This window comes from Agrobacterium sp. FDAARGOS_525, assembly GCF_003938925.1.
In the GTDB taxonomy this organism is placed as follows: domain Bacteria; phylum Pseudomonadota; class Alphaproteobacteria; order Rhizobiales; family Rhizobiaceae; genus Agrobacterium; species Agrobacterium pusense.
Map to the genome: position 1 here is coordinate 2,168,572 of NZ_RKIU01000004.1, position 17,551 is coordinate 2,186,122.

21 protein-coding genes are annotated in these 17,551 nt (G+C 59.4%); 7 read left to right on the plus strand and 14 right to left on the minus strand.

Features of this window, described 5'->3' with window-relative positions; genetic code table 11:
• The first annotated feature begins 111 nt into the window (after positions 1 to 111).
• On the plus strand, positions 112 to 1,665 hold the full coding sequence (gene pglA, locus EGT36_RS26515) for a polygalacturonase PglA (protein ID WP_125271378.1): 1,554 nt from the start codon (positions 112 to 114) through the stop codon (positions 1,663 to 1,665).
• An 8-nt stretch (positions 1,666 to 1,673) separates the two neighbouring features.
• Complete coding sequence (locus EGT36_RS26520) at positions 1,674 to 2,768, plus strand: glycoside hydrolase family 88/105 protein (protein WP_125271379.1); 1,095 nt, start codon at positions 1,674 to 1,676, stop codon at positions 2,766 to 2,768.
• Positions 2,769 to 2,872: 104 nt separating this feature from the next.
• On the opposite strand, the gene EGT36_RS26525 is transcribed toward EGT36_RS26520, so the two are convergent.
• A complete protein-coding gene (locus tag EGT36_RS26525; protein WP_125271380.1) occupies positions 2,873 to 3,109 on the minus strand; it encodes an acyl carrier protein in 237 nt (78 codons plus the stop codon).
• Between the two features lie 301 nt (positions 3,110 to 3,410).
• Between EGT36_RS26525 and EGT36_RS26530 the strand changes: the two genes are divergently transcribed.
• A complete protein-coding gene (locus EGT36_RS26530) occupies positions 3,411 to 4,508 on the plus strand; it encodes an acyltransferase family protein (protein WP_034496605.1) in 1,098 nt (365 codons plus the stop codon).
• A 22-nt stretch (positions 4,509 to 4,530) separates the two neighbouring features.
• Here the strand turns inward: EGT36_RS26530 and EGT36_RS30845 are convergent, their stop codons facing one another.
• The 13 genes from EGT36_RS30845 to EGT36_RS26585 all read right to left on the minus strand — a co-directional run bounded on the left by EGT36_RS30845 (position 4,531) and on the right by EGT36_RS26585 (position 13,145).
• Positions 4,531 to 4,773, minus strand: a complete 243-nt coding sequence (locus EGT36_RS30845) for a hypothetical protein (protein ID WP_210211241.1) — start codon at positions 4,771 to 4,773, stop codon at positions 4,531 to 4,533.
• Between the two features lie 96 nt (positions 4,774 to 4,869).
• Positions 4,870 to 5,157 carry a hypothetical protein gene (locus tag EGT36_RS26540; protein ID WP_064263390.1) on the minus strand — a complete coding sequence of 96 codons (288 nt, stop codon included), beginning with the start codon at positions 5,155 to 5,157 and terminating at the stop codon, positions 4,870 to 4,872.
• Between the two features lie 551 nt (positions 5,158 to 5,708).
• Complete coding sequence (locus EGT36_RS30670) at positions 5,709 to 5,846, minus strand: hypothetical protein (RefSeq protein ID WP_004444959.1); 138 nt, start codon at positions 5,844 to 5,846, stop codon at positions 5,709 to 5,711.
• Between the two features lie 43 nt (positions 5,847 to 5,889).
• Complete coding sequence (locus tag EGT36_RS26545) at positions 5,890 to 6,105, minus strand: hypothetical protein (RefSeq protein WP_004444958.1); 216 nt, start codon at positions 6,103 to 6,105, stop codon at positions 5,890 to 5,892.
• Between the two features lie 35 nt (positions 6,106 to 6,140).
• A complete protein-coding gene (rpsU, locus tag EGT36_RS26550; RefSeq protein ID WP_006700627.1) occupies positions 6,141 to 6,377 on the minus strand; it encodes a 30S ribosomal protein S21 in 237 nt (78 codons plus the stop codon).
• A 28-nt stretch (positions 6,378 to 6,405) separates the two neighbouring features.
• Positions 6,406 to 6,696, minus strand: a complete 291-nt coding sequence (locus tag EGT36_RS26555; protein WP_004444954.1) for a hypothetical protein — start codon at positions 6,694 to 6,696, stop codon at positions 6,406 to 6,408.
• 110 nt (positions 6,697 to 6,806) lie between these two features.
• Positions 6,807 to 7,016 (minus strand): cold-shock protein, encoded by a 210-nt coding sequence (locus EGT36_RS26560; protein ID WP_003508146.1) that lies wholly within the window; start codon positions 7,014 to 7,016, stop codon positions 6,807 to 6,809.
• A gap of 261 nt (positions 7,017 to 7,277) precedes the next feature.
• Positions 7,278 to 7,448 carry a hypothetical protein gene (locus EGT36_RS30675; protein ID WP_022562637.1) on the minus strand — a complete coding sequence of 57 codons (171 nt, stop codon included), beginning with the start codon at positions 7,446 to 7,448 and terminating at the stop codon, positions 7,278 to 7,280.
• A 322-nt stretch (positions 7,449 to 7,770) separates the two neighbouring features.
• Positions 7,771 to 9,006: a Gfo/Idh/MocA family protein gene (locus EGT36_RS26565; protein ID WP_006700545.1), complete on the minus strand. Its 1,236-nt coding sequence runs from the start codon at positions 9,004 to 9,006 to the stop codon at positions 7,771 to 7,773.
• A gap of 19 nt (positions 9,007 to 9,025) precedes the next feature.
• Positions 9,026 to 9,847, minus strand: coding sequence for a sugar phosphate isomerase/epimerase family protein (locus tag EGT36_RS26570; protein WP_004444942.1), 822 nt, complete (start codon positions 9,845 to 9,847; stop codon positions 9,026 to 9,028).
• Between the two features lie 23 nt (positions 9,848 to 9,870).
• Positions 9,871 to 11,034: a dihydrodipicolinate synthase family protein gene (locus tag EGT36_RS26575; RefSeq protein ID WP_022562635.1), complete on the minus strand. Its 1,164-nt coding sequence runs from the start codon at positions 11,032 to 11,034 to the stop codon at positions 9,871 to 9,873.
• A gap of 10 nt (positions 11,035 to 11,044) precedes the next feature.
• Positions 11,045 to 12,187 carry a Gfo/Idh/MocA family protein gene (locus EGT36_RS26580; RefSeq protein WP_172965718.1) on the minus strand — a complete coding sequence of 381 codons (1,143 nt, stop codon included), beginning with the start codon at positions 12,185 to 12,187 and terminating at the stop codon, positions 11,045 to 11,047.
• A gap of 247 nt (positions 12,188 to 12,434) precedes the next feature.
• Positions 12,435 to 13,145, minus strand: a complete 711-nt coding sequence (locus EGT36_RS26585; protein ID WP_125271382.1) for a TetR/AcrR family transcriptional regulator — start codon at positions 13,143 to 13,145, stop codon at positions 12,435 to 12,437.
• Between the two features lie 117 nt (positions 13,146 to 13,262).
• Here EGT36_RS26585 and EGT36_RS26590 point away from each other — a divergent pair, with 117 nt between their 5' ends.
• The 4 genes from EGT36_RS26590 (at position 13,263) to EGT36_RS26605 (ending at position 17,540) form a co-directional block, all read left to right on the plus strand.
• On the plus strand, positions 13,263 to 14,552 hold the full coding sequence (locus tag EGT36_RS26590) for an ABC transporter substrate-binding protein (protein WP_004444937.1): 1,290 nt from the start codon (positions 13,263 to 13,265) through the stop codon (positions 14,550 to 14,552).
• Between the two features lie 6 nt (positions 14,553 to 14,558).
• Complete coding sequence (locus EGT36_RS26595) at positions 14,559 to 15,512, plus strand: carbohydrate ABC transporter permease (RefSeq protein WP_172965719.1); 954 nt, start codon at positions 14,559 to 14,561, stop codon at positions 15,510 to 15,512.
• On the plus strand, positions 15,505 to 16,380 hold the full coding sequence (locus tag EGT36_RS26600) for a carbohydrate ABC transporter permease (RefSeq protein ID WP_004444935.1): 876 nt from the start codon (positions 15,505 to 15,507) through the stop codon (positions 16,378 to 16,380). The genes EGT36_RS26595 and EGT36_RS26600 overlap by 8 nt, the downstream gene beginning before the upstream one ends.
• Positions 16,381 to 16,466: 86 nt before the next feature.
• Entirely contained in the window at positions 16,467 to 17,540 is a 1,074-nt protein-coding gene (locus EGT36_RS26605) for an ABC transporter ATP-binding protein (RefSeq protein WP_037092651.1), read from the plus strand.
• The last annotated feature ends 11 nt before the right edge of the window (positions 17,541 to 17,551 follow it).

Consider the following 17,551-nt stretch of genomic DNA (forward strand, 5'->3'; position numbering starts at 1 on the left):
CAATCTCCCGCCGCCGCGTCCGTGGCGGCGGGCTCACTGACCGGCTGCCGGAACATGCGAGGCATGTCCGCCAGGGCCTGGCCGGATAGGGACGAAAGACGGGAAATGAACATGAACGAACCTCTTATCATCGCGTCTTCAGCGCGAACGGCAGCGCTTTGCCTCGCCGCACCCGGCGCTCGCCATTTCCTTCCGGCGAGGACGGAGTGGCGTTTGTCGTCGACGGAAGGCGACGAGCGGCGCGGCGAAACTGCGACCGTGGTGACGCTGCTGCATGATCTCTTCCCGGATACCTGCTATCTGTTCGAGGCCGAGGGGTTCGCAGCGCTGGAGTTCAGAACCAGCCCTTGCGCCGGGCTTGTGGAGGCTGCGGCGTTCTCCCTGACGCCGGATGTCGCGCTCGATGATGAAGAGGGCGCGCGTGCCAATGCCGAGGCGCTGGAAAGGGCGGTGGCTGCGGTGCCGCATGGCGGCACATTGCAGCTTGCGGCCGGTCTGTGGACGTCCTTCCCTGTCCGCCTCAAAAGCAACATGACCTTCCATCTTGCCGAGGGAGCCGTGCTGCGCGCCCCTTCGAGCCGCAAAGGGTGGCCGATCCTGCCGGCACGCGATGATGCGGGCCATATGCTCGGAAGCTGGGAGGGCCTGCCGGATGCCTGTTTCGCCGCGCCGGTTCACGCCATCGGGACAGATAATCTCATCATTGAGGGCAGGGGCGTTCTCGATGGTTCGGGCAACAGGGGTGACTGGTGGAGCTGGCCAAAAGAAACACGTGACGGCGCGCGGCGGCCGCGCGGCCTGCATCTCGTTTCCTGCCACAAGATCCAGCTTCTCGGCTTTACGATAAAAAACGCCGCCTCATGGACAATCCATCCGCAGGGCTGCGAAGACTTGATCGCTGCCGGCCTCACCATCAACGCGCCGCATGACAGCCCGAACACCGATGGTTTCAATCCTGAAAGCTGCCGCAACGTCACGATATCGGGCGTTCGTTTTTCGGTCGGAGACGATTGCATCGCCGTAAAGGCAGGAAAGCGCGGCCCGGATGGCGAGGACGATCATCTCGCGGAAACCCGTGGCATTCGTGTGCGCCATTGTCTGATGGAGCGCGGCCATGGCGGGCTGGTGATCGGCTCGGAAATGTCCGGCGGCGTGCATGACGTATCTGTGGAGGATTGCGACATGGTCGGCACGGATCGCGGCCTGCGCCTCAAGACGCGGCGCGGACGGGGCGGCATCGTCAGCAATATCGCCATGCGCCGGGTGCTGCTGGACGGCGTGCAAACCGCGCTTTCCGCCAATGCACACTATCATTGCGATGCTGATGGACATGACGAACGGGTACAGTCGCGGCAGCCGGCGCCGATCGACAAGGGCACGCCATTCATCGATGGAATTATCGTGGAAGATGTCGAAATACGCAATCTCGCCCATGCTGCGGGCGTCTTTCTCGGCCTTCCCGAAGCACCCATCCGCAATGTCGCCATCCGCAATCTCACCATCGTCTCGCGCGATCCATCGGCCATCGCCGCGCCTCCCATCATGGCCGACCGGGTTCGTCCCATGCGCCATGAGGCGATTGTTGTCGAACAGACACATATAGTCTGCGACGATCCCGCCATGCTGAGCGACGCTTCCATTTCCACTGTTTCAGATCGCGATTGAGAAAATCCATGAAAGCCACTGAATATTTTGAGCAATTCTGCAGTCGTTATAGGCATTACAAGGGCGGCAGCTGGTGTTATGAGGATGGATGCATCTACCGCGGCCTGCAGCAGCTGTCCAAGGCCACCGGAGAGGCGCGCTGGAGCGACCATCTGCACCGGCTCGCCGATGTGCAGATAGCGACCGACGGCGCGCTCGCCGGTTACGATCCGCAGGAATATAATATCGACCATATTCTTGCCGGCCGTATCCTCTTTCCCCTTTCGGAAGAAACGGGCGACCCACGGTATCTCGCTGCCGCGGACCATCTGGCGGGGCAGCTACGCAGCCATCCACGCATCGCCTGCGGCAATTACTGGCACAAGAAACGCTATCCGCATCAGGTCTGGCTGGACGGTCTCTATATGGGTCTTCCGTTCCAGATTGAATATGCGCAGGCAACGGGGCGGGCCGAACTGATCGACGACGCGCTGAGGCAGTTTTCAACGGCACTTGCCCTGACGGCGGATACCGGCGGGCTCTATGTTCATGGCTACGATGAAAGCCGCACCCAACGCTGGGCCGATCCGCAGACCGGCAAATCGCCGGCCGTCTGGGCCCGTGCGGTCGGCTGGCTGGCCATGGCGCTGGTGGATGCGCTCACGATCCTGCCCGATGATGGCCGGACAAATGAATTGCGACAGAGCACACGGCGCCTCCTGGCTGAGATCATCGCACGCCAGACAGGCGCCGGTCTGTGGATGCAGGTTCTCGATAATCCGGATCTGGCGGGCAATTACGAGGAGACATCCGCCTCCGCCATGTTCTCCTATGCGCTGCTGCGTGCGGTCCGTCTTGGGCTGCTGCAGGGAGAGGCGGCGGGCGCGGCTTTGTCCGCAGGTCGTCGCGCGCTTTCGGCTCTGCTGGAGACCCGGCTTCTGGCGGGCGAAGACGGTGTCACTCGTCTTGCCGGCATCGTACACGTCGCTGGACTTGGTGGTTTCGAGGGCAATTATCGCGACGGCTCGCCGGAATATTATCTGACCGAGCCAGTGGTTAGCGATGACGCCAAGGGAGTGGGTCCCCTGATGATGGCCTTTGCCGAAAATTTCCTGCTGGTCTGATGTGCCACCACCTCGATGAGGAGGATAGTTAGAGCGGGACACCCCGAAATTTGGCCCGGTTGCGACGCTATCGGCGGATCAGGCCCGCCTCCGGCGCTTCACCGTCAGGGCGTGCTTTTTTCGATGAAGCGGATGGCGTCGCCGACGGTCAGGATCGTATTTGCGGCGGAATCCGGAATCTCCACCCCGAATTCCTCTTCGATCTCCATGACCACCTGAACTATTTCCAGAGAGTCTGCCCCGAGATCGTCGGCGAAACTGGCATCGTCCACGACGGCGGCAGGGTCTGCGCCAAGCTGGTCCACGATGATTTTTCTGATACGTTCGGCAATTGTGGGCATGAGAAGGCTCCGCGAGAGTGGTTGTCGCCGAACCTGCCCCATGGACATTGCCGGAACTTGTTCTTGCAAAATCACACATTTGCAGGAACAACACGGCTGTGTCACGGGGTCGAAACATCGATGACATCCGGACGTAGCACGCCTTTCTCCGCTGCGAAAGGGTGCCGGCCTCGAGCCCATGTCCGGAAAAATTCGCGGCGACTGCAAGATTAAACGGTTTGTGACTGGAAGCGGAGAACCGGGACGCGGTAAAGCTGGTTTCCATTGAACAATTGCCGCTATCTCATTGAGCATCAACGCCATGGCCCCATCATCCCCGGAACGCTTCATCTTGCTTGACGGCATAAGGGGCGTGGCTGCGCTCTTTATCGTCCATCGCCATGCCGAGCAGTTTTTCGGCAGGGATCCGGCCTCGAGCTATCTTGCCGTTGATCTGTTTTTTGCTCTCAGCGGCTTCGTGCTGGCTCACGCCTATGGCGTCAGATTGCGTGACGGGGCTATCACGCCCGGCTTTTTCATGAAGGCGCGCTTCGCCCGGCTTTATCCGCTTTATGTGCTGGCACTGGCGTTGATGGTGGCCTATTTCATCTGCCTTTATGTGCTGGGTCTGCCGACGCCGATCGACGATCTGCATCGTCTCATCGATCCCGGTGAACTGGCCTTTGCGCTGGTGACGGGGCTTCTCTTTCTGCCGGCGCCTTTCACGTTGACCCTCAATGGCGCGCTGTTTCTCGTCAGCCCGGCGTGGTCGCTTTTCAACGAACTGGTGGTGAACGTGGTCTATGCCCGCTGGGGCGTGCGGGCGACGGTGAAACAGATCGCAGCCGTCATCGTTGCCAGCGCCATCGTGCTGGTGGTGGCCGCCGCCGCGTCTGGAAAGCTGCATCTCGGTTTCCGTTGGCATGAAATGTATGCCGGCATGGGCCGGGTATTCTTTTCGTTTTTCGCCGGCGTGCTGGTTTACCGGTTCCGCAACCGTGTGCCGGAGCTGAAGCCCGTCCAGGCCGCGCTGTGTCTGGTGCTCGTCTGTGTTATCCTTGCCGTGCCCGTATCACGCGAAGTCCGGCCCTTCTTCGACCTCGCAATCGTCCTGCTCCTCTGGCCGCTGCTGCTGTTCGTGGCCAGCCGAACGGTGCCGGGCCCCATGGTGAGTGCACTTTCGGGGTTTCTTGGTACGGCGTCTTACGCCGTCTATGTCCTGCATATTCCGCTTCTGGCATGGACGGAGTTTTTGATCCCGTCCATCACGCAGCAGAATATCGCCCTGCCAGCCGGCGTCCTGTTTCTCATCGGCACGACGTGGATTTCATGGTGGCTGACGGTCCGTTACGATCAGCCCGTTCAGAAATGGGTGAAAAACCGCCTGCGGAAACGCGCAGAAACCCGCCAGCCCGTCTAGTCGAAACAAGCGGGCCTGAAATTCAGTAGTGGGCAAAGATAGGCGCGGTCAGCACAAAGGCGGCCACAAGGCTGATGATCGTCAGTTTCGCCGCTCGCATGCGGCGCATTCTGCGGCCGCTCCAGTCATACGTCATACTCTCTCTCCACGCAGACGCAAACTCGCCGGTATGAAACCCGCTGACGTCGAGGCCTGTCCCGGCCTTCAGCGCGCATGTTCCATCCGTCACCTTCGTGCCGCCTGATCGGCGCACGGAGGTATCCATTTCAGTGTTGCCTGATATACATCATTTGCCAAGCCGTTATTTTCATCGGTGATTTTGAAGGCCTGGTTTCCCGTCGTCATGAATGGAAGAGCGCCGTTATCGATAGAGAGGCGGCAGCCCCTGGATCGCGTAACGTGGCAACGGTTTCCATGAATTACTGCGTTCATGTTTATGAACGCCAAAAAGAAAGCGCATTTCCTTCGAAAGCTCGGCAGGGTCGGTCAGCCCGCCCTGAAACAGCTGGATCACCTTTCGGGCGGCATTGTTGTAAAGCATGACCTCCTCGTCCATGGTGTGCCGGTCATAACCGAGGTCTGCCAGCACCGACTGGAGCATCTTGAGGTCCTGTGACGAAATGATGCAATTTTCATATGCGGAAGACATCACGTCCTCCTTTCTATGGGGTTCACCAAAACTGTGGTGTCTCGCGTCGCTGCGGATGTCATGCGACGCCGCTTCCGTGCATCCGAGCGACAGGCCGTGCCATTAAAGCGTCGCGCCTTGGACATTCATGTCGTGTGGGTCCGTATCGTTCCTGCGGGTCAACGACATGAGCAGGACGAGGGCTTCAGCGGCCGTCGTAAAGCGGCGGTAACGCCCTTTTCAGTGATTGGGAGGGTGCGCCCATTGGGCGGAATAGGCAAGTTAATTCCGTCGCAGTCGGCGGCAGTCGTGCATATTTATCTTCGGCTGCTCACGGCAACAAAAAAGGCCGGGGCAATATTGCACCGACCTTCCTCATATCGCTCTCAACACCAGTGCCAGTACATCCGTGGTCAAAAGTCTGAAGCGACTAGAACAACTGCGAACGACGATTTCATTCGCGCTCACCAGCAGTTGCTATGAGAGATATATAGAAGAGCAATATGGCCAAAACAAGTCCGGTCTCCCAGACGAGAGATTTATCGTCGTGACCTGCGCGCCGACACCGTGCCCTACTTCTTCTTGCCATCCGCTGTCGTGGCGTTTGCGAACTTCACCTGCGAACCGGCTGGCGCCGCGGCGGGTGTTTTCGTCTTGTCCTTCTTCGGCTTGCGGATTTCCTTGTTACTGCGCAACTGACCCTTTGCCATGGTGTCGTCCTCCTGCGTTGACCGGGCGATGTAAAAGCGCCCGCTATCTGTTACCGGATCGTTTCTTTGCGGGCACCGGATCGGCGGCGACAACCGCCGCTTCCTGTGCCTCGCGAAGCTGGCGAAGGCGTTCCGTCTTGCGGGCGCGCTGGTCGGCTTCGGCGTTGATGATCTGCTTTGCCGCGCTGTCGGTCAATGATGCTTTGTCCTGAGCGGACAGTTTACCGGGCTTGAAAAAAACTTCTTTCGTGGCGGCCATGGCAGTCTCCTTCGCGGAAGTGCGGTGTAGGGCGTTTACCGGGTACGGGCGGCCTTTTTGGGCGCAGGCAGCAGCCCTTCGCGCTGCATCTTCTTTTTCTCCAGCTTGCGGTGGCGGCGTACGGCTTCGGCTTCTTCGCGAACACGCTTTTCCGACGGCTTTTCATAGGATTCGCGGGCGCGCATCTCGCGGAAAATGCCTTCACGCTGCATTCTCTTTTTCAGGACGCGAAGGGCCTGTTCAACATTGTTGTCTCTGACGAGTACCTGCAAGACTATCTCCTTTAAGCGGCCAATTCCGCTACTTTCTGATTTTGATTGTGTTCAGGTTGATCCAGCTTGATCCGGTTTCGCGTGGCGAGAGGCTTTCGCCTTTGCCTAGCCGCGAGGCCGTCGACATCGACGCATCTATCTCATCGAGTGCGACGCTGCGCTCAAAATTCTCGTGCTGGAAACGCACCCTGTAACGAACCGTTCCCTGGGCTTCGGGCATGACTGACACAATCCGGCCGGGACCATCGGGCTGTGCATTGCCAAGGACGCCGGACTTCAAAAAGACGGTGTCACCGCAATGATAGGAATTTTTACGCATGAGGACCTCCATGGCCCAAAAACAAAAGGCCGGGCTTTAACCCGACCTCTCACAGTCATCGGCAAGCGCAGCCAGTACATCCGTGGTCTGCGGTGCCAAAATGACGAATATCAAGCTGCCTGAAGGTTGTCGGCAGAGCTCTTTCCGGACCGACGGTCCTGGACGATCTCGTAGCTGATCTTCTGGCCGTCGTTCAGAGAACGCATGCCAGCGCGCTCGACAGCGGAAATGTGGACGAAAACGTCCGTGCCGCCATTGTCAGGCTGAATGAAGCCGAAGCCCTTGGTGGCGTTAAACCACTTTACAGTACCAGTGTTCATAACGATTTCCTTTCGTAGAATCGTTGTGGTTCCCGCGATACCTTGCGGGATAAGATCGATTATTTGAGAGGAAATCCGACGGGGAACAGTCTGTTCCAGAACGACGTCACAAGCAATGGTCGATAAGGCAAATATAAGCTCAATTTTCGATTTTGCAATGACCACCGTGAAGAAACAGGTATTTCGCGACGGTTCGGGGGCTAAGTTACTGTTAATGCGCCGAAATATAATAAATGTATGATATTTCGGCGCAAATGGTCATCAGCCGGCGCCAGGCGTGACGTCCTTGCTGTCGCCATCCGGCAGGCTTCCTGCGCCTGGTGTCTTTTCATGGTCGGTCAGAGAAGGTTTGGCGTGCGGGCCTGCAGGAGGAATGTCGCTGGCCTTCGAAGCCCTGTTGTCGTCGTTTTTCGTCTTTTGCTCTTGCGTCATGGCGTTCTCCTTCTGACAGGGAAACGCTGACGGCAAGACGAGGTTCCGTAACCGTGCAAGGGCGCGGGCGGGCGTGATCGGTCAGCGGCGGGAGCGCGGCTTCTTCTCTTCCCGATTCATGTCGCGCCCCACCCATTTGAAGAATACGACGAGGCTGACGCCGATGATGATGAGCGGAACGATGGATTGCAAACTGGACATGACTCACTCTTTCTTCCCCCGGCAATCAATTTATCGGTATGGAAGGAGTGCGTAATCTGCGGAATATCGCCCGTTCTTTTTGGTGGTTGCCCGTGGCGGATGGCGCCACGGGCTGAGGCAGCTAGAGGGGCAGGGATTTCACCGGCTGGGAGCCGCCTTCCAGCGCACTTTTCAGTGCCGCCACGCCTGTCAGAACCGACATGGCGCCAGCGCGCGAACCAGCCCGCTGCCGCAGCCGGTCGTTGGAGCCGGGCTTGAAGATCATGTCGCGCATGCGGTTGTCGCCGCCATAATGGCCGCCCGGCTCATGCGGCACCCAGATGTGCTCAACACCGCCGCCGAAGCTCTTCACCAGCAGGATTTCATCGGCCGGCGGCTCCGTCCAGGGCTGCTTTTCATATTGGCGCATCTCGATGCGACCCTTGTGGCCGTTGAAGGCGATGTGGTGACCCTCTATCGGCATATAGGTGTTGAGTGAATAGGAAACCTGCACGCCGCTGGCATAACGGATCGAAGCGCTCATGGTATCGGGAATGTCGATGTCCTCCCGGAAGACGCAGGCATCACGCATGTATCCGTCAATGCTCGACGGGTCCTCGTAGAGCGCATCGAGGAAAGGATCGGCGCCGAGGTCCATGAAATAATCACACTCATTCTTGTGCGGACAGGTGCGACAGCGCGTTCCGCGGAACGGGCCGTTCTTGCCATAATGCAGCAATTGCCCGAAGCCCTTCACCTCGACGGGGTCGGAGTCGAGATACCAGTTAAGGAGGTCGAAATGGTGCGTGGCCTTGTGCACGAACAGGCTGCCGGAATGTTCGGTGAAGGCGTGCCACCGGCGGAAATAATCCGCGCCGTGCTGGTTATCGAGATACCAGTGGAAATCCACCGAGGTAACGGTGCCGATGGCGCCTTCGTCGATCAGTTCCTTGATGCGGGCGGCGGTGGGAGAGAAGCGATAATTGAAGGAGACATCGACCCGGCGGCCGCTTTTGGCCTCGGCTGCGCGAATCCGGTCAATCTTTTCGGGGGTGGTGGTCATCGGCTTTTCGCTGATGACGTCTGCCCCGCCTTCCAGCGCGCGGATGATGATGTCGTCATGCGTATCGTCGGGCGTGCAGACGATCACCAGCTCCGGGCGCTGCTCTTCCATCATCCGGTCGAAATCGTCGTAAAGCGGGGCGCTCGATCCCATCATGGCGCGCGCGCGCTCGGCGCGCATCAGGTTCAGGTCGCAAATGCCGACGAGTTCGACATAGTCGCTCCAGCCGGCCAGCAATTCGCGGCCCCACATGGTGGTGCCACGATTGCCGGTGCCGACCAGCGCATAGCGTTTGCGTTTCACCCTTTCAGGCATTGTCTCTCTCCCGGATCTATCAACAAACAGTCTTGAAACGCTCGACCACGGTGGCGAGGACCTCGTCCACCGGGCGCGCCTGCCAGCGATGCGAAAAGATTTCCACTTCCTGCGGGCCGTGGAAGCCCGCAGCCTCGATCATGGCGCGAAATGCCTTGAGGTCAATCACACCATCTCCCATCATGCCGCGATCGTTGAGCGGGTCAGTGGTTGGCACCAGCCAGTCGCAGATGTGATGGGCAAGAATTTGGCCATTCCTGCCGGCCCGCGCCACCTGCTCCTCCAGTTCCGGGTCCCACCAGACATGATAGACATCGATGGCCACGCCGGTGCCGGCACCCAGCCGGTCACAGAGGTCGAGCGATTGTTTCAGCGTGTTGATGCAGGCGCGGTCCGCGGCATAGAAAGGATGCAGCGGTTCAATGGCGAGCGGCACGCCGGCAGCCCGCGCATAAGGAAGAAGTTCTGCCATGCCGTCCTCCACCATCTGCCGCGCACCTTTCAGATCGCGCGAACCGGCGGGCAGGCCGCCCACGACAAGCACAAGGCAGTCGGCCTTCATGGCGGCGGCCTCATCGACGGCGCGCTTATTGTCCTCGATGGCGAGACGTCGGCCTTCAGCGTCAGGAGCCGGGAAAAAACCGCCGCGGCAATGACCGGACAGGCGCAGGCCGTTCCGCTCAACGATGCGGGCGGCTTCCGCAAGGCCGATACCGTTCACCTGCTCGCGCCACGGTGAGATGGTGGTGATGCCATGGGCGAGGCAGGCATCCACGATGGCACCGAAATTTGCGCCTTGCCGCACGGTCGCGAAATTGATGGAAAGGCCTTCAAGGCTCATGTTCTATCCTCCCTCGTTCTGCTTCAGCTGATACCCCGGACGGCGAGAAATGCCTTCATCCGGTGCGTCGCCAGGTCAGGTTCAGCCAGCACGTTGGCCTTGTCCGCCAGCCGGAAAAGCTCGGCGAAATGCTGCGTGGAACGGGTGCTTTCCTGGCCGCCGACCATGGTGAAATGATCCTGCAATCCGTTGAGATAGGCGAGGAACACCACGCCGGTCTTGTAGAAGCGGGTGGGCGCCTTGAAGATGTGGCGTGAAAGCGCCACCGTCGGCTCCAGAATATCGAAGAACTCATTGTCGGCACCGCGCTTCAGGCTGGCCAGCGCCTTGGATGCAGCAGGCGCGATGGCGTCGAAAATGCCGAGGAGCGCATCCGAATGGCCCTTCTCGTCGCCGGCGATCAGTTCGGCATAGTTGAAATCGTCGCCGGTATACATGCGCACGCCAGCGGGCAGGCGGCGGCGCATGGCAATTTCCTTTTCCTTGGAGAGGAGTGAAATCTTGATGCCGTCGATCTTGTCGGCATTCTCCTCGATCATGGCAAGGCAGGTGTCCATGGCGGTCATATGGTCGCCCGAACCCCAGTAGCCCTCGAGCGCCGGGTCGAACATTTCGCCCAGCCAGTGGATCACCACTTTCTGTTCGGCGCGGGAAAGCACCCTGGTGTAGGTCTTGAGGTAATCATCGGGCGAACGGGCGGCGGCGGCGAGCGCGCGGCTGGCCATCAGGATAACGCGCCCGCCTTCTCCCTGAACAAAATCAAGCTGTTCGAGGTAAGAGTGGACAATCTGGTTCAGATCGTAACCGCTGCCGTTCAGATGATCGGTGCCCACCCCGCAGGCAATCAGCGCATCCTTGCGGCTGGCGGCTTCCTTGAGCGAACGGGAGATCAGCTCCTGGGCCTGCGGCCATGCCAGCCCCATGCCGCGCTGAGCCGTGTCCATCGCTTCCGCGACCCCGAGGCCGAGGTCCCAAAGGCGATGACGGAACCGCAAGGTCGCGTCCCAATCGATCGCGGGGGTCAGCCACGGGTCGTTGTCGGCAAGCGGATCGGCCACCACGTGGGCGGCTGCGAAAGCGACGCGGTTGAAATCGGCGGCACTTCGTTTTTCAACCGCGACCGGCGTGCCGGATAATCTGTAAACCTCGATGCTGCGGTCGTCCTTCGGAAGCTTGAGTTCACTCATGTCAGCCTCCTCAGGAAAGGGCGGGAACGTCGAGCCAGCGGCGTTCCTTCCATGATTTCAGCCCCAGCTCGGCAAGCTGCACGCCCTTCACGCCTTCCATCAGGCCATAAGGCCACGGGTCGTTATCGACGAGGTGGCGGATGAACATTTCCCACTGTGCCTTGAAGCCGTTGTCATAAATGACGTTGTCCGGCACCTCCTGCCAGGTCTTGTAGAAGTCGATGGTCTGCGGCTGGTCGGGGTTCCATACCGGCTTCGGCGTGTTGGTGCGGTGCTGGGTGAAGCACTTCGTCAGGCCAGCGACGGCCGAGCCGTGAGTGCCGTCCACCTGGAAGGTGACGAGATCGTCACGGCGCACCCGTACCGCCCATGAAGAGTTGATGTGGGCGATAATTCCGCCCTCCAGTTCGAAGGTGGCGTAGGCGGCGTCGTCCGCATCCGCCTTATAGGCTTTGCCCTGTTCATCGAAACGCTCCGGAATGTGCGTCGCGCCGAGGCAGCTCACGGATTTCACCGGTCCGAACAGATTGTCGAGCACATAACGCCAGTGGCAAAGCATATCGAGAATGATGCCGCCGCCATCCTTCAGGCGGTAGTTCCATGAGGGGCGTTGCGCTGGCTGCCAGTCGCCCTCGAAGACCCAGTAACCGAACTCGCCCCGCACGGAGAGAATCTTGCCGAAGAAGCCGCTGTCGCGCAGCATGGCGAGCTTGCGAAGGCCGGGCAGGAACAGCTTGTCCTGCACCACGCCGTGCTTGATGCCCGCACTTTCGGCCAGGCGGGCAATCGCCAGCGCCTCATCCATCGTGTCCGAAATCGGTTTTTCGCAATAGACGTTCTTATCGGCCTTGATGGCTTTTTCCAAAAGGCTGCCACGCATCTGTGTCGTGCCAGCGTCGAAGAACAGTGTGTCGTCAGGGTTGGCGAGAGCGGCATCAATATCGGTCGTCCAGCGCGCGACATTATGCTTTTTGGCGATTTCCTCGATCTTCGCGCCGTTGCGGCCGACGAGAATGGGATCAAGCATCACCCTTTCACCGTTCTTCAAAAGCACGCCGCCCTGATCGCGAATGGCGAGAACGGAGCGCACGAGATGCTGGTTGTAACCCATGCGGCCGGTGATGCCGTGCATGATGACGCCGATACGTTTCATGAATTTCCTCCCAAGGCGACCTTTTCCCGCAAGGCCGCTTCCGTCAAACATGGTAATTTGTAACCATTTGGTTATTTGTGATCGCGAAGAACACGATCTGTCAAGGTGTTTTTTGACAGGAAAAATTGATGAGGTTTGAAGGCTCGCCCTTGCAGTTATTCGCTGCGCCGCAAAAGAAAATGACACGCTTCGCGGATGCGAATGGCGCGTCATCGCTGTAGTTAAACAGGAATCCGGTTTGGCTCGTTCAGACCCGCCGCACTGCAGCAAGCAACGTGTCGACGATGTGCTGGCCCCATCGCTCCAGCTCGGCAGGGTCTGTCAGGTCGCGCTGGAAGATCGTTGACAGGGTGAACCTGTTCGACAGGTAGAAGGCGCCGAGCGAAGCGATGGTCAGATAAACGTCGATCGGGTCGAGGCCGTCACGGAATTCGCCGGCGTCGCTGCCACGCCGCAGCACGTCCTCAAGCTCGGAAATGAAATTTGAGTGCATCGCTGTGATCGTCGGTGATTGCCTGAGATACCGGGCTTTATTGAGGTTTTCCGTGGCGAGGATGCTCAGGAATTCGGGGTGGTCGAGAAAGTAGTGCCAGGTGAAAAGCGCAAGTTCCCGCAAGCCCTCGGACGGGGCCTTACGGGCCAGATCAAGCCGTCTTTCAGTGTGGCGGATATGGCGGTAGGCGTCTTCCAGAACGGCGAGATAAAGCGCATCCTTGTCGCCGAAGTAATGGTAGATCATCCTCTTGTTGGTCCCGGCGCGGCGGGCGACGACATCGATTCTGGCCCCCGCCAGCCCTTTGGCGGCCACCTCGCGGCGGGCAGCTTCAAGAATGGCGGCGCGGGTTCTTTCCGGGTTTCGCACCTGAGCTGTGGCCCGTTTGCGCTTTGGCGGCACCGTTTCCTCCACGGCCGGATCGGGGCCCGGATCGGACGGCTGGTTCTTAGTCGTTTCTTCCATTTCGGCACCCGCTTGACAATGTTTGCGATCGGTGTTCCCATGTAACCAATTAGTTATAAAACGGCAAGTGTCGTTTGCGTTCATCATCAATTGGCAGTCAATAGGGAGGAGTTGCCAATGCCCGTGATGCTTCAGAGGAGAACTGTGCTTTCGGCAGGGCTTGCGGCCCTGTCGCTTGCAGCATTGGGAGGTGGTTCGGCGCAGGCGCAGGCCGCGCGCCTTCGCATGTTGTGGTGGGGGTCGCAGGAGCGTGCCGATCGCACCAACAAGGCGATAGCAGCCTACAAGCAGGTGAAGCCCGATCTCGACATCGCCGGGGAATTCGCCGGCTGGAGCGATTATTGGCCCCGCCTTGCAACGCAGGTGGCGGGCCGCAATGCGCCCGATCTGATCCAGATGGATTATCGTTACATCTTCGAATATGGCCGGCGCGGCGCGCTGGCGCCGCTGGATGATTACATCGGCAAGGGCTTGAAGATCGAGGATTTCGGCAAGATGAACATCGATTCCGGCAGGGTCGATGGCAAGCTTTACGGCATCAATCTGGGGGTCAATTCCAGCGCCGTCTTCTTTGACAGGGCGGCCTGGGAAAAATCCGGCGCGACACCGCCGGCCATCGGCCAGACCTGGGAGGAGTTTGCCGAAAATGCCGCCAAGCTCAGCAAGAACAAGCCGAAGCCCGGTTATTACGCCACAGCCGATGCGAGCGGCGTGGAGCCGAGCTTTGAAAACTGGCTGCGCCAGAACGGCAAGTCACTCTACACGCAGGATGGCGGCATCGGCTTCGATCCGACCGACGCGACCAAGTGGTTCACGCTCTGGGCGGATCTGCGCAAGAGTGGTGCCTGCGTGCCCGCCGATGTGCAGGCGCTCGACCAGCTCAATATCGAAACCAACCCTTTGACGACGGGCAAAGCGGCAACCGCATTTGCCCATTCCAACCAGTTCGTCGGGTATCAGAAGCTCAACAAGGCCAAACTTGCCATCAGCTCCTATCCGAAGAGCACGAAGGACGGCCCTTCCGGCCACTACCTTAAACCTTCCATGCTCATCAGCGTCGCCAATGGCAGTGCCGGTATCGAACAGGCCGTCGGGTTTATCAATTTCCTCGTCGCCGAGCCGGAAGGCATCGATATTCTCGGCGTGGAGCGCGGCGTTCCGGCGTCGGAATCCATGCGCAACGCGCTGACCCCGAAACTCGATGAAGTCAGCAAGAGCATGGTGGAATACATCGCCGAAATTACACCCGGCGTCGGCGATCTGCCGCCGGCGCCACCTCCGGGTGCGGGGGAATTCGCCTTTGTCCTGAAACGCACGGCGGAAGAAGTCGGCTTCGGCAAGATCACCCCGGAAGAAGGCGGTGACCGCCTCGTCAAGGAATCCGAAACCGTTATCAAACGGAAGTGATGGTTTATGGCCTTTCGATCTGAAACTCTTGTGGGGGAGAGCCGTGGCGCGGCTCTCCCGAAACGGGGCGGCCTGAAGCGGATCTTCGACCGCAACATTCACGCCTACCTGTTTCTCCTGCCCTGGCTGATCGGCTTTTTCGGCCTTACGCTGGGCCCGGCGCTTGCGTCGCTTTATCTGTCCTTCACCAACTACGACCTGTTGCAGTCGCCGGACTGGGTGGGTGCGGCCAATTATGTGCGCATCGCCACGGCCGACCCGAAGTTTGCCGCAGCCATGCAGGTCACCTTCACCTATGTGCTGCTGTCGGTGCCGCTGAAGCTGATTTTCGCGCTGCTGGTGGCGCTCGCCTTCAACCGCGGCATCCGCGGCCTGACCCTCTATCGGGCGATTTTCTATCTGCCGTCCTTGTTGGGCTCCAGCGTCGCGATTGCCGTTCTCTGGCGTCAGCTTTTCGCCTCTGACGGTCTCGTCAACATAATACTCTGGCAGGCCTTTGGTTATGAAGGGCCGAGCTGGATTTCCAATCCGGATTATTCGATCTACACGCTGGTCATCCTGTCGGTCTGGCAGTTCGGTTCGCCGATGATCATTTTCCTCGCAGGTCTGAGGCAAATTCCGCAGGACATGTATGAGGCCGCCGAAATCGATGGCGCAAGCAAGGTGCGGCAGTTCTTCCGCATTACGCTGCCGCTTCTGACGCCCGTCATCTTCTTCAACGCCGTGATCCAGACGATCGACGCCTTCAAGGCCTTCACGCCGGCCTTCATCATTTCCGAGGGCACCGGCGGGCCGATCAATTCGACTCTGTTCTACACGCTCTATCTTTACCAGGAAGCCTTTGGTTTCTTCCGCATGGGTTATGCCTCGGCGCTTGCCTGGATCCTGGTGATCATCATCTCGCTGTTCACGGCCTTCTCGTTCCTCAGCGCAAAATACTGGGTGCATTACGATGACTGACGCTGTTACCGCTCCCCGGCCGGGACAAGGCCCGCAACGCTCGCCGCTGAAATCGGTGATGCTCCATACGGCGCTGATCATCGCCTCCTTTGCGATGCTCTATCCGATCCTGTGGATGATTTCAGGCTCCTTCCGGCCGCAGGACGAGCTGTTCGGCTCATCCTCGCTCATTCCCTCGGCGGTGGATGTCGGCGGTTATATCAGAGGCTGGACCGGGCTGCAGGTGAGCTTTGGGCAGTTCTTCTGGAACTCCTTCTTCATTTCGGTGCTGGCCACCATCGGCAACGTGGTCGGCTGCTCGCTCACAGCGTTCGCTTTTGCAAGGCTTCGCTTCGGCGGGCGCAATTTCTGGTTCGCGCTGATGCTCGGCACCTTGATGCTGCCCTATCACGTTGTGCTCATCCCGCAATATATCCTGTTTCTGGAAATGGGCTGGGTGAACACATCCCTGCCGCTGATCGTGCCGAAGTATCTCGCGACGGACGCCTTCTTCATCTTCCTGATGGTGCAGTTCTTCCGCGGTATTCCGCGTGAGCTGGATGAAGCGGCTGTCATGGATGGCTGCTCGCCCTTCCGTATCTACTGGAAGATCATGCTGCCCCTGTCGCTGCCGGTTCTGGCAACGGCCGCCATCTTTTCCTTCATCTGGACCTGGGACGATTTCTTCGGTCCGCTGATCTATCTGAACGACATCAACACCTACACCGTGCAGCTTGGTCTCAGGTCCTTCGTGGATTCCACCGGCAGCTCGGACTGGACCTCGCTTTTCGCCATGTCCAACCTGTCACTGGTGCCGGTCTTCCTGTTTTTCCTGTTCTTCCAGCGGCTGCTGATTGAAGGCATCGCGACGACGGGAATGAAACGCTGAACGGATCCCGGATCGGGAACGTATTCTAAGACAATCAACACTGTCGCAGCCGTCCTGCATACGGCGCGACAGTCGGGAGAAACAGCATGGCAAGCAGCATTACGCTCGAAAAAATCGTCAAGCGGTTCGGCGCTTTTCCGGTCATCCACGGCATCGATCTCAAGATCGAGCCGGGCGAATTCACCGTCTTCGTCGGCCCTTCGGGCTGTGGAAAATCCACGCTTCTGCGCATGATCGCCGGGCTTGAGGAAATCTCCGAAGGCGATCTGCGTATCGACGGTGAGAGGGTCAACGAAACCGCTGCCTCCAAGCGCGGCATCGCCATGGTCTTCCAGTCCTATGCGCTCTATCCGCATATGAGTGTCTACAAGAACCTTGCCTTCGGGCTGGAAACGGCGGGCTACAAAAAACCGGAAGTCGAGGCGCGGGTGCAGAAGGCCGCCGATATCCTGCAGATCGGCCCGTTGTTGCAGCGCAAGCCGAAGGCACTTTCCGGCGGCCAGCGCCAGCGTGTCGCCATCGGTCGCGCCATCGTGCGCGAGCCGAAAATCTTCCTCTTCGACGAACCGCTCTCCAACCTCGATGCGGAACTGCGCGTGCAGATGCGCGTCGAAATTGCCAAGCTGCACCAGACGCTCGGCAGCACCATGATCTATGTGACGCATGACCAGGTGGAAGCCATGACCATGGCCGACAAGATCGTCGTGCTGCGCGACGGCCGCATCATGCAGGTCGGCCGCCCGCTCGATCTCTACAACAATCCCGCAAACCAGTTCGTCGCGGGGTTCATCGGCTCACCGAAGATGAATTTCCTCTCCGCAAAAGTGGCTTCAGGCGACGCCTCCAACCGCACCATCGAAGTGGCGGGACAGCGCATCGTGCTTGAAAAACCGGTCACTGCTCAGCAGGGGGAACCGCTCACCTTCGGTGTGCGCCCGGAACATGTGAACCCGCAGGCCCAATCCTCGCTCGGTGAAGCTTCCATCCAGCTCGTGGAACATCTCGGCGGCTCGACGGTGGTTTACACCAGCACCCCCGACGGCCAGCCAGCGACCGTGCTTCTCGATGGCCAGCGCCATATCCGCATCGGCGAAACGATTCCCTTTGCCTTCGATCTGGGCAAGACGCATCTGTTCGGGGCGGATGGACGGCGGATATAGTGCCGCAGAGG